This is a genomic window from Enterobacter sp. S-33 (assembly GCF_028735835.1).
Lineage (GTDB): Bacteria > Pseudomonadota > Gammaproteobacteria > Enterobacterales > Enterobacteriaceae > Enterobacter > Enterobacter vonholyi.
Window position 1 is genome coordinate 3367057 of sequence record NZ_CP117838.1, and the last position, 11217, is coordinate 3378273.

11 protein-coding genes are annotated in these 11217 nt (G+C 55.2%); 6 read left to right on the forward strand and 5 right to left on the reverse strand.

Translation table 11 applies throughout. The annotated features are described in order from the left end of the window. Positions 1–46 precede the first annotated feature (46 nt). On the forward strand, positions 47–1042 hold the full coding sequence (locus PUP35_RS15910) for a bile acid:sodium symporter family protein (protein WP_111965206.1): 996 nt from the start codon (positions 47–49) through the stop codon (positions 1040–1042). Between the two features lies 1 nt (position 1043). Here the strand turns inward: PUP35_RS15910 and PUP35_RS15915 are convergent, their stop codons facing one another. The 3 genes from PUP35_RS15915 to zipA all read right to left on the reverse strand — a co-directional run bounded on the left by PUP35_RS15915 (position 1044) and on the right by zipA (position 4326). Beyond that, positions 1044–1259, reverse strand: a complete 216-nt coding sequence (locus PUP35_RS15915; protein ID WP_003861328.1) for a DUF3820 family protein — start codon at positions 1257–1259, stop codon at positions 1044–1046. Position 1260: 1 nt separating this feature from the next. Next, the gene (gene ligA, locus PUP35_RS15920; protein WP_136195532.1) at positions 1261–3276 is read right to left on the reverse strand and encodes an NAD-dependent DNA ligase LigA; all 2016 of its coding nucleotides are present in this window, start codon (positions 3274–3276) and stop codon (positions 1261–1263) included. 69 nt (positions 3277–3345) lie between these two features. Next, the gene (gene zipA, locus PUP35_RS15925; RefSeq protein ID WP_248174832.1) at positions 3346–4326 is read right to left on the reverse strand and encodes a cell division protein ZipA; all 981 of its coding nucleotides are present in this window, start codon (positions 4324–4326) and stop codon (positions 3346–3348) included. Positions 4327–4556: 230 nt separating this feature from the next. Here zipA and cysZ point away from each other — a divergent pair, with 230 nt between their 5' ends. The 5 genes from cysZ (at position 4557) to crr (ending at position 9350) form a co-directional block, all read left to right on the forward strand. Next, a complete protein-coding gene (gene cysZ / locus PUP35_RS15930) occupies positions 4557–5318 on the forward strand; it encodes a sulfate transporter CysZ (RefSeq protein WP_111965203.1) in 762 nt (253 codons plus the stop codon). A 163-nt stretch (positions 5319–5481) separates the two neighbouring features. Further along, positions 5482–6453, forward strand: coding sequence for a cysteine synthase A (cysK, locus tag PUP35_RS15935; RefSeq protein WP_014884739.1), 972 nt, complete (start codon positions 5482–5484; stop codon positions 6451–6453). A gap of 317 nt (positions 6454–6770) precedes the next feature. Next, positions 6771–7028: a phosphocarrier protein Hpr gene (gene ptsH / locus PUP35_RS15940; RefSeq protein ID WP_045909449.1), complete on the forward strand. Its 258-nt coding sequence runs from the start codon at positions 6771–6773 to the stop codon at positions 7026–7028. A gap of 44 nt (positions 7029–7072) precedes the next feature. Continuing rightward, positions 7073–8800, forward strand: coding sequence for a phosphoenolpyruvate-protein phosphotransferase PtsI (gene ptsI / locus PUP35_RS15945; protein WP_023332954.1), 1728 nt, complete (start codon positions 7073–7075; stop codon positions 8798–8800). Positions 8801–8840: 40 nt separating this feature from the next. Beyond that, entirely contained in the window at positions 8841–9350 is a 510-nt protein-coding gene (crr, locus tag PUP35_RS15950; protein ID WP_003861316.1) for a PTS glucose transporter subunit IIA, read from the forward strand. Between the two features lie 45 nt (positions 9351–9395). Here crr and pdxK read toward each other — a convergent pair whose 3' ends face one another. Both pdxK and cysM read right to left on the reverse strand, forming a co-directional pair. After that, positions 9396–10232 (reverse strand): pyridoxine/pyridoxal/pyridoxamine kinase, encoded by an 837-nt coding sequence (gene pdxK, locus PUP35_RS15955; protein ID WP_115875954.1) that lies wholly within the window; start codon positions 10230–10232, stop codon positions 9396–9398. 5 nt (positions 10233–10237) lie between these two features. Beyond that, positions 10238–11149 (reverse strand): cysteine synthase CysM, encoded by a 912-nt coding sequence (gene cysM, locus PUP35_RS15960; protein ID WP_115875955.1) that lies wholly within the window; start codon positions 11147–11149, stop codon positions 10238–10240. Positions 11150–11217: the final 68 nt, after the last annotated feature.

The following is an 11217-nucleotide window of genomic DNA, read 5'->3' on the forward strand; positions in this document are numbered from 1 at the left end:
CAAATGAAAAAAAGCACAATAGCGTCATCTGTTTTCAGGAGTCATTATGAAACTATTTCGTATTGTTGATCCGTTTACGCTCACCCTGGTAGTTACCGTTTTACTGGCCTCTTTCTTCCCCGCTCGCGGCGGTTTCGTTCCGTTTTTTGAAGGGCTGACGACGGCCGCCATCGCGCTACTGTTCTTTATGCACGGCGCAAAGCTCTCCCGCGAAGCCATTATCGCGGGCGGTAGCCACTGGCGACTACACCTGTGGGTGATGTGCAGCACGTTCATTCTGTTTCCGATCCTCGGGGTGCTGTTTGCCTGGTGGGCGCCGGTTAACGTCGACCCGGCGCTTTACACCGGTTTCCTGTATCTCTGTATTCTTCCGGCCACGGTGCAGTCCGCCATTGCCTTTACCTCTCTCGCGGGAGGGAACGTGGCGGCCGCGGTCTGCTCGGCATCGGCATCCAGCCTGTTAGGGATTTTCGTTTCGCCGCTGCTGGTAGGCCTGCTGATGAACATGCACGGTGCGGAAGGTAACCTTGAGCAGGTCGGCAAAATCTGTCTGCAGCTGCTGCTGCCGTTTGTGCTGGGGCATCTTTCCCGACCGTGGACCGGCGCGTTTGTGGCGAAGCATAAAAAATGGATTTCAAAAACCGACCAGACCTCGATTCTGCTGGTGGTTTACTCCGCCTTCAGCGAAGCGGTCGTAAACGGGATCTGGCACAAGGTGGGGGCAGGCTCGCTGCTGTTTATCGTGGTGGTCAGCATCGTCCTGCTGGCGATTGTTATTGCCGTTAACGTCTTTGTGGCACGCAAATGCGGCTTCAACAAAGCGGATGAAATTACGATCGTATTCTGCGGTTCGAAAAAGAGCCTGGCGAACGGCATCCCGATGGCCAACATTCTGTTCCCGACCTCGGTGATTGGGATGATGGTGCTGCCGCTGATGATTTTCCACCAGATCCAACTGATGGTCTGCGCGGTGCTGGCGCGTCGCTACAAGCGCCAGACCGAAAAGCTGGCGCAGGAAGAGACCCGCGCCGCGAAGGCTTAAGTTAAGGACGTTTCAGGGGCTGCACCAGCTGAGTCAGCCCCTCGGTTTTGATCAGTAACGTGATAGCCATCAGCTCGCCCAGTCGCCCTGCCGGGAATTCATCCTTACGGGCAAACCACAGCAGATACTCCTCCGGCAAATCAATCAGCCTGCGGCCCTTGTATTTACCGAACGGCATCTCGGTATTGGCGATCTCAACGAGCTGCTCTTTCTCCACGTTACTCTCCTAACAGACGCATCATTTCCACTTCGTCGATAACCTCAATGCCGAGCTCCTGGGCTTTCGCCAGCTTCGAACCCGCCGCTTCACCGGCGATCACCAGGTCAGTTTTCTTCGACACGCTGCCCGCCACTTTCGCCCCCAGCGCCACCAGACGTGCTTTGGCATCGTCGCGTGAAAGCTGGCTCAGGCTGCCGGTCAGCACCACCGTTTTACCGGCGAACGGGCTGTCGATCTCTTCAGCGTTAACCACCACCGGCGCGGGCCATTTAATGCCCTCTTCCAGCAGTTCGCCGATGACGTTACGGTTGCTCTCTTCGGCGAAGAAGTTAAAGACGTGCGTGGCGACGACAATACCTACGTCCGGGACTTTCTGCAGCTCCTCAATGCTCGCCTTTTCCAGCGCCTCCAGCGTACCAAAGTATGCTGCCAGACCTGCTGCGGTTGCTTCACCCACTTCACGAATGCCCAGCGCGTAGAGGAAACGGGCGAAAGTCGTCTCTTTTGCGGCTTCCAGCGCGTTAACCACATTCTGGGCAGACTTTGGTCCCATGCGGTCCAGACCGGTCAGTTTACCAGCGGTCAACCTGAAGAGGTCCGCTGGCGTGTGGACGTACTCTTTCTCAACCAGCTGATCGATAATCTTGTCGCCCATGCCGTCAACGTCCATTGCGCGACGGGAGACGAAGTGCTTCAGTGACTCTTTACGCTGCGCGCCACAGATTAAGCCACCCGTACAGCGCGCCACCGCTTCACCTTCTACGCGCTCAACGTCCGAGCCGCACACCGGACAATGGGTCGGGAAGACAACTTCGCGCGTATCGTCAGGACGCTCTGACTCAACGACGTTAACCACCTGCGGGATCACGTCCCCTGCGCGGCGAATCACCACTTTGTCACCAATGCGCAGGCCCAGGCGTTCGATTTCATCGGCGTTGTGCAGCGTGGCGTTACTCACCAGCACGCCCGCCACCTGCACTGGTTCCAGACGGGCGACCGGTGTAATAGCCCCCGTTCGACCGACCTGGAACTCCACGTCGCGAACGAAGGTCATCTGCTCCTGAGCCGGGAACTTAAACGCCACCGCCCAGCGCGGCGCGCGCGCCACAAAGCCCAGCTGCTCCTGCAGCGCCAGCGAGTTCACCTTGATGACCACGCCATCAATATCAAACCCGAGCGTCGGACGGTCCGCTTCCACCTTGTGGTAGAACGCCAGCACCGCTTCCGGCGAGTCGCAGAGCTGAACGCGGTTGCTCACCGGCAGGCCCCACGCTTTAAACTGTAGCAGGCGTCCAAGGTGCGTATCCGGCAGCTCGCCGCCCTCAAGAATACCCACACCGTAGCAGAAGAAAGTAAGCGGTCGCTTCGCGGTAATACGTGGGTCGAGCTGGCGCAGCGAGCCCGCCGCCGCATTACGCGGGTTAGCAAACACTTTCCCGCCGGTGCGACGAGCCTCTTCGTTAATTTTCTCGAAGCCCGCCTGCGGCAGGAACACTTCGCCGCGCACTTCCAGACGTGCAGGAATGTTGTCACCCTGCAGCCTCAGAGGGATCGCGCGGATGGTACGCACGTTGGTGGTGATGTCTTCGCCCGTCGTGCCGTCGCCACGCGTCGCGGCACGCACCAGCACGCCGTTTTCATAGAGAAGACTGACCGCCAGGCCATCCAGCTTCAGCTCGCAGCACCAGGTGAGAGAGTCGCTGCTTTTCAGGCGATCCTGCACGCGCTTGTTAAACGCGAGGAAGCTCTCTTCATCGAAGACGTTATCCAGCGACAGCATCGGCACTTCATGACGCACCTGGCTGAAAGCGCCCAGCGGCTCAGCGCCGACGCGCTGGGTGGGGGAATCCGGCGTGATGAGTTCAGGATGCTGCGCCTCTAGTTCGCGCAGCTCGCGCATAAGGCGGTCATACTCCGCATCCGGCACTTCCGGCGCGTCCATAACATGATAGAGGTATTCATGATGGCGAAGCGTGGTTCGCAGTTCAGTGAGTTGTTGTTCGATTGAGTCCATATCGCACCATCAATGAGAAAAAACCCCCGACATGCGGGGGTTGAGGAGGAGTTGAAGTCAACGCGGCGATTACGCGTTAGCTTCCTTAACTTCGCGGATGCGGTCCTGATACTCGCGCAATTTCTGCGGGGTCATCATTCGACGCTGATCGTCGAGCACCACGCCACCGACTTCGTCAGCGATGTGCTGAGCGGACTGCAGCATCAGCTTAAAGTTTTGCAGTTCATCACCGTAGGACGGCACCTGCATAAAGATAGTGACGCCCGGGGTAACGAAATCACCGGTCATTTCCGGATCGAAGGTGCCAGGGTTAACCATGTTGGCCAGGCTGAACAGCGCCGGACCGCTACCGTCAGGGCTCAGGTGGCGATGGAAAATATTCATATCGCCAAACTTGAAGCCTGCCTGTTGAATACTGTTAAGCAGCACATCGCCATTGAGATGGCTACCGTGATGCGCGGCCACGTTCATGATGATCACCGCTTCTTTACGCTGCGGTTTTTCAACAACCGGCTCTGGCTCTGCAACGGGCTCAGGCTCAACGTGCGGGGCCGGAGCAGGCTGAGGCGCAGGCTGTAAGTGAACAGGCTGCTGCGGTTGTTGTACTGGCTGAGCAGGTTGTTGCTGCACGGGCTGCTGAACCGGTTGCTGAACCGGTTGTGGCGCAGCAGGCTGCTGATAGACAGGCTGTTGCGGCGGCTGGCGCACCGGTTCTTCCACAGGCTGCGGCGCTGGCTGGCGCGGCTGTGCAGAAGCATACGGCGGTTGATACTGGTGCTGCGAAGGACGAGGCGCTTCATGCTCCCCATGGCCAGCGCCGGGCGCAGTATTGACCCGATGAACACGAACTTCACCCACGCCGTCGTCATCGCTGCCGTCGATGTCATCTTCACTGTCATCGTCGTCACGACTGGACTTCATGCGCTTCAGTGGGCGATCGCGAAACATCGAGGAACGCTCTTTACGGCTGGTCCAGAAACCATGTACCAGTAAAGCGATTATGGCGATCGCGCCAACAATGATTAATATCAGACGCAAATCCTGCATCATTATATTCTCTGTTGTTCTAACACCTTGCCACCACGGCAAACATTTACTCACTAAGAGTATTTGCCGTTTACGTCAAGTGCAAGTGTGTGCAGAGCATTCACAGCATAAAGATGAAGGAAATCGTGCTTTTTGCTGGTTTTTCGAACATTTCCGAACTGGTCATTGCTCCGTAAGTGGATAATATAGGCGGGCAATTCCACTGGTTGTGTAAAAAGGAGTACAGCCTGGCTATGGTTTCAACATCTTCTTCCCCCCCTCGCAGCGGCGTCTGGTATTTTTCTCAGGGCTGGAAACTGGTCTCCCTGCCGGGGATTCGACGCTTCGTCATTCTGCCGCTGTTGATCAACATTATTCTTATGGGCGGCGCGTTCTGGTGGCTGTTTACAAAACTGGAGAGCTGGATCCCGTCGCTGATGAGTTACGTGCCGGACTGGCTGCAGTGGCTTAACTACCTGCTCTGGCCGGTGGCGGTGATCTCCGTGCTGCTGGTGTTTGGCTACTTCTTCTCGACAATTGCAAACTGGATAGCCGCACCGTTTAACGGTCTGCTGGCGGAACAGCTGGAAGCGCGGCTTACCGGTGCGACGCCGCCGGACACAGGGATATGGGGGATCATGAAAGACCTCCCTCGCATTATGAAGCGCGAATGGCAGAAGTTTGCCTGGTACCTGCCCCGCGCGCTCGTGCTGCTTATCCTCTATTTTGTGCCAGGCATTGGCCAGACCGTGGCACCGGTGCTGTGGTTCCTGTTCAGCGCCTGGATGCTGGCCATTCAGTACTGCGACTATCCTTTCGATAACCACAAGGTACCGTTTAAAGAGATGCGCACCGCCCTGCGCAGCCAGAAGGTCGCCAATATGCAGTTTGGCGCACTGACCAGCCTGTTCACCATGATTCCCTTCCTTAATCTGTTCATTATGCCCGTCGCCGTTTGCGGCGCGACGGCGATGTGGGTCGACTGCTACCGTGCTAAGCACGCGTTATGGAAATAATGCAAAAATGTGTAAAGCAGGGGTGGCTTATGCCGCCCCTTATTCCATACTGATCCCCATTATTTCCTTGCAGTATATAGATATGCGAATTCCTTACTTCCCCCTACCCGCTCAACAGGTATGCTGGGTCGGTATCCCAATTTCATACAGTTAAGGACAGGCCATGAGTAAGATTTATGAAGACAACTCGCTGACTATCGGTCATACGCCCCTGGTTCGACTGAACCGTATCGGTAATGGACGCATCCTGGCGAAGGTCGAATCACGTAACCCGAGCTTCAGCGTTAAATGCCGTATCGGTGCAAACATGATTTGGGATGCTGAAAAACGTGGCGTACTGAAGCCTGGCGTTGAGCTGGTGGAACCAACCAGCGGTAACACCGGTATTGCTCTGGCCTATGTTGCTGCTGCGCGCGGCTACAAGCTGACGCTGACTATGCCAGAAACGATGAGCATCGAGCGTCGTAAGCTGCTTAAAGCGCTTGGCGCGAACCTGGTTCTGACCGAAGGCGCGAAGGGCATGAAGGGCGCCATTCAGAAAGCCGAAGAGATTGTAGCCAGCGATCCGGCGAAATATCTGCTGCTGCAGCAGTTCAGCAACCCGGCAAACCCGGAAATTCACGAGAAGACCACCGGTCCGGAAATCTGGGAAGATACCGACGGCCAGGTTGACGTCTTTATCTCCGGCGTGGGTACCGGCGGTACGCTGACCGGCGTGTCACGCTATATTAAAGGCACAAAGGGTAAAAAAGACCTGATCACCGTTGCCGTTGAGCCGACTGACTCACCGGTTATCACCCAGGCCCTGGCCGGTGAAGAGCTCAAACCAGGCCCGCATAAAATCCAGGGTATTGGCGCAGGCTTCATTCCGGGCAACCTGGATCTGAAGCTGATCGATAAAGTGGTCACCATCACTAACGAAGAGGCCATCTCTACCGCGCGTCGCCTGATGGATGAAGAAGGCATTCTGGCGGGTATCTCTTCCGGTGCGGCCGTTGCGGCAGCGCTCAAGCTGCAGGAAGACGAAGCCTTTACCAATAAGAATATTGTGGTTATCCTTCCGTCCTCGGGTGAGCGTTACTTGAGCACCGCACTGTTTGCCGATCTGTTTACCGAAAAAGAGCTGCAACAGTAGTGCCAGCATGTTAATAACGCGTAAAAAAGCACCTTTTCAGGTGCTTTTTTGTGGCCTGCTTCAAACTTTTACCCCTCCTGGCATTGCTTCACCCCGTTGGGTCTGGTATTTAAACCAGCAATTATTTTGATGCGTGAAATTAATCGGTGAATGAAATAGCCTTGCTGAATCGATTTTATGATTTGGTTCAAGTCTTGCTTTCGCTGCATAATGTTTAATGACGATCGAAACGTCAGCGCTAACAATACAGGCTAAAGTTCAGTCGCCAGGCTAGACTTTAGTTCCACAACACTAAACCTATAAGTTGGGGAAATACAATGTTCCAGCAAGAAGTTACCATTACCGCTCCGAACGGTCTGCACACCCGCCCTGCTGCTCAGTTTGTTAAAGAAGCAAAAGGCTTTTCTTCTGAAATCACTGTGACTTCCAACGGCAAAAGCGCGAGCGCAAAAAGCCTGTTCAAACTGCAGACTCTGGGCCTGACTCAGGGCACCGTTGTCACCATCTCTGCGGAAGGTGAAGACGAGCAGAAAGCAGTTGAGCATCTGGTAAAACTGATGGCTGAGCTCGAGTAAGTTTCCGGGTTCTTTTAAATATCAGTCACAAGTAAGGTAGGGTTATGATTTCAGGCATTTTAGCATCCCCGGGTATCGCTTTCGGCAAAGCACTGCTGCTGAAAGAAGACGAGATCGTCATCGACCGGAAAAAAATTTCTGCCGACAAGGTTGATCAGGAAGTTGAACGTTTTCTGAGCGGTCGTGCCAAGGCATCTGCGCAACTGGAAGCAATCAAAACTAAAGCTGGCGAAACTTTCGGTGAAGAAAAAGAAGCCATCTTCGAAGGGCACATCATGCTGCTCGAAGATGAGGAGCTGGAGCAGGAAATCATAGCCCTGATTAAAGATAAAGGCATGACGGCCGACGCGGCTGCGCATGAAGTTATCGAAGGTCAGGCAACTGCCCTGGAAGAACTGGATGATGAATACCTGAAAGAGCGTGCGGCTGACGTACGTGACATCGGTAAGCGCCTGCTGCGCAACATCCTGGGTCTGGCCATTATCGACCTGAGCGCAATTCAGGATGAAGTGATCCTGGTTGCCGCGGACCTCACCCCGTCTGAAACCGCACAGCTGAACCTGAAAAAGGTCCTCGGTTTCATCACCGACGCGGGTGGCCGTACCTCCCACACCTCTATCATGGCGCGCTCTCTGGAACTGCCTGCCATCGTGGGTACCGGTAGCGTCACCTCTCAGGTGAAAAACGGCGACTATCTGATTCTGGATGCCGTAAACAATCTGGTTTACGTCAACCCAACTAATGAAGAGATCGATAAACTGCGCGCGGTTCAGGAGCAGGTTGCGACTGAAAAAGCGGAACTCGCTAAGCTGAAAGACCTGCCAGCTATCACCCTGGACGGCCATCAGGTTGAAGTGTGCGCAAACATCGGTACCGTCCGCGACGTTGATGGCGCTGAGCGCAACGGTGCGGAAGGCGTAGGTCTCTATCGTACAGAATTCCTGTTCATGGACCGCGACGCGCTGCCAACGGAAGAAGAGCAGTTTGCTGCCTATAAAGCCGTGGCTGAAGCGTGTGGCTCTCAGGCGGTTATCGTCCGTACTATGGACATTGGTGGCGACAAAGAGCTGCCGTACATGAACTTCCCGAAAGAAGAGAACCCGTTCCTGGGCTGGCGTGCGATTCGTATCGCGATGGATCGTAAAGAGATCCTGCGTGACCAGGTTCGCGCGATCCTGCGTGCCTCTGCTTTCGGTAAACTGCGCATCATGTTCCCGATGATCATCTCTGTTGAAGAAGTGCGTGCACTGAAGAAAGAGATCGAAATTTACAAGCAGGAACTGCGCGACGAAGGTAAAGCGTTTGACGAGTCAATCGAGATCGGCGTAATGGTGGAAACACCTGCGGCGGCGACTATTGCGCGTCATTTAGCCAAAGAAGTTGATTTCTTTAGTATCGGCACCAATGATTTAACGCAGTACACCCTGGCAGTTGACCGTGGTAATGATATGATTTCACATCTCTACCAGCCAATGTCACCGTCCGTACTGAACTTGATCAAGCAAGTTATTGATGCTTCTCATGCAGAAGGTAAATGGACTGGCATGTGTGGTGAGCTTGCAGGCGACGAACGTGCTACACTTCTGTTGCTGGGTATGGGTCTGGACGAATTCTCTATGAGCGCCATTTCCATCCCGCGCATTAAGAAGATTATCCGTAACACGAACTTCGAAGATGCGAAGGTGTTAGCAGAGCAGGCTCTTGCTCAACCGACAACGGACGAGTTAATGACGCTGGTTAACAAGTTCATTGAAGAAAAAACAATCTGCTAATCCACGAGATGCGGCCCAAATTACTGCTTAGGAGAAGATCATGGGTTTGTTCGATAAACTGAAATCTCTGGTTTCTGATGATAAGAAAGACTCCGGAACTATTGAGATTGTTGCTCCGCTCTCCGGCGAGATCGTCAACATCGAAGACGTGCCGGATGTAGTGTTTGCTGAGAAAATCGTTGGTGATGGCATTGCTATCAAACCAACTGGCAACAAAATGGTTGCTCCAGTTGACGGCACCATCGGTAAAATTTTTGAAACCAACCATGCGTTCTCTATCGAATCTGATAGCGGTATAGAACTGTTCGTTCACTTCGGTATCGACACCGTTGAACTGAAAGGCGAAGGCTTCAAACGTATCGCGGAAGAAGGCCAGCGTGTTAAAGTTGGCGACCCGGTGATTGAATTCGATCTGCCACTGCTGGAAGAAAAAGCCAAGTCTACCCTGACGCCGGTAGTTATCTCCAACATGGACGAAATCAAAGAACTGATCAAACTGTCTGGCAGCGTCACCGTGGGTGAAACCCCGGTTATCCGCATCAAGAAGTAATTCTTGCCCGCACAGAAAAATGGCGCCTTCGGGCGCCATTTTTGTTTATGCCGGGAGGATAAGCTCGTCGTAGCCTTTCGACTGGGTATAGAGCATCACGTCCGTCACCCGATCGCCGGCCATGCGAATGGCATCTGCAACGGTTTTCCCCTCTACAATTCCGCTCACCAGCTCTGAACAGAACAGGTCGCCCGTCCCTTTCAGATCGGTTTCTACGCGCGGGTGCGCGCTGACGGTCACGCCATCGCGGGTGACCAGCACCACGTGGATGTTTTGCGGGTCGTCAGCGACCGGCGCGCTGGTAATCGCCACCCATTTCAGGCTGTCAGAGAGCAGTCCCTGTGCCGCCGCGATGGCGCTTTCCGGCGTGCGGCACGGTTTGCCGCTTAACACTTCCAGCTCGTAGACGTTTGGCGTAATCCCCTGCGCCAGCGGCAGCAGGTGCTCCCGATACGCCTGCGGGATATCCGGCTTCACGTACATCCCGCTGTCGATATCGCCAATAACCGGGTCGACCAGCACCAGCAGATCAGGATGCTGAGCTTTGACCGCCTTCAGCCACTGCGCCAGCAGGACGATCTGGCTGGCATTTCCCATATAGCCGGTGGTAACCGCCTTAAGCTCGCGCAGGATCTCGCGCTCTTCCAGCGCTTTCAGGTAGCCGCTGAACCACTCATCGGGGATCACGCCACCATAGAAGGTGTCATAGTGTGGCGTGTTGCTGAACAGTACCGTTGGCACGGCGGTGACGTTCAGCCTGTGGGTTCGAATATTCGGCACCGCAATGCTGTTACCCACGCTGCCGTAAACCACCTGCGACTGTACCGCGACAATATCAGTTTGCTGCGCCCGGGTATTATCCCGGAATAGAATCATCTCCATGACGCTTAAATCCCCGCCCCCTGCGAATAACTCTCTTCACCAAAGACGCCGGTAGACAGATAGCGATCGCCTCGATCGCAAATAATCGCCACCACCACAGCGCCCGGGTTTGCCTGCGCTACCCGAATCGCGCCCGCTACCGCGCCGCCCGAGCTGACGCCGCAGAAGATACCTTCGCGCACGGCCAGCTCACGCATGGTATTTTCCGCCTCGCGCTGGTGAAGATCCAGCACCTGGTCCACAAGCTGCGCATTAAAGATGCCGGGCATATACTCCGCCGGCCAGCGGCGAATGCCCGGAATGCTGCTCCCCTCTTCCGGCTGCAGGCCCACAATGGTGACGGCTTTGTCCTGCTCGCGCAGAAAACGCGATACGCCGGTAATGGTGCCGGTGGTGCCCATGCTGGAGACAAAATGGGTGATTCGCCCGTCGGTTTGCTGCCAGATTTCCGGGCCGGTGGTGGTGTAGTGCGCGTACGGGTTGTCCGGGTTATTAAACTGATCGAGCAGTTTACCTTCGCCGCGCTCGGCCATTTCTAACGCCAGGTCGCGCGCGCCTTCCATCCCCTGCTCTTTGGTCACCAGAATCAGCTCGGCCCCGTAGGCACGCATCGCGGCGCGGCGCTCCTGGCTCATGTTGTCAGGCATCAGCAGCTTCATGCGGTAGCCTTTCAGCGCCGCAATCATCGCCAGGGCGATACCGGTGTTACCGCTGGTGGCTTCAATCAGTACGTCGCCCGGCTTAATCTCGCCGCGCTTTTCAGCCTGGACAATCATCGACAGCGCGGCACGATCTTTTACCGACCCCGCCGGGTTATTGCCTTCGAGTTTGACCCAGATTTCGCTGCCGTTAGCCGGCCCCATGCGCTGAAGTTTGACCAGAGGGGTGTTGCCGATGGTGTGTTCGAGTGTATTCACGTTTTTTACTCAATAAAAAAGCCGGGTGGCGTTTCGCTTACCCGGCCTACAAGACGCAGTGATAACTG

What these genes read in the sequence shown, in the direction of transcription:
- PUP35_RS15910 (WP_111965206.1), top strand. Translation starts at nt 47, where the DNA reads ATGAAACTATTTCGTATTGTTGATCCGTTTACGCTCACCCTGGTAGTT.
- cysZ (WP_111965203.1), top strand. Translation starts at nt 4,557, where the DNA reads ATGGTTTCAACATCTTCTTCCCCCCCTCGCAGCGGCGTCTGGTATTTT.
- cysK (WP_014884739.1), top strand. Translation starts at nt 5,482, where the DNA reads ATGAGTAAGATTTATGAAGACAACTCGCTGACTATCGGTCATACGCCC.
- zipA (WP_248174832.1), bottom strand. Translation starts at nt 4,326, where the DNA reads ATGATGCAGGATTTGCGTCTGATATTAATCATTGTTGGCGCGATCGCC.
- crr (WP_003861316.1), top strand. Translation starts at nt 8,841, where the DNA reads ATGGGTTTGTTCGATAAACTGAAATCTCTGGTTTCTGATGATAAGAAA.
- ptsH (WP_045909449.1), top strand. Translation starts at nt 6,771, where the DNA reads ATGTTCCAGCAAGAAGTTACCATTACCGCTCCGAACGGTCTGCACACC.
- pdxK (WP_115875954.1), bottom strand. Translation starts at nt 10,232, where the DNA reads ATGGAGATGATTCTATTCCGGGATAATACCCGGGCGCAGCAAACTGAT.
- ligA (WP_136195532.1), bottom strand. Translation starts at nt 3,276, where the DNA reads ATGGACTCAATCGAACAACAACTCACTGAACTGCGAACCACGCTTCGC.
- ptsI (WP_023332954.1), top strand. Translation starts at nt 7,073, where the DNA reads ATGATTTCAGGCATTTTAGCATCCCCGGGTATCGCTTTCGGCAAAGCA.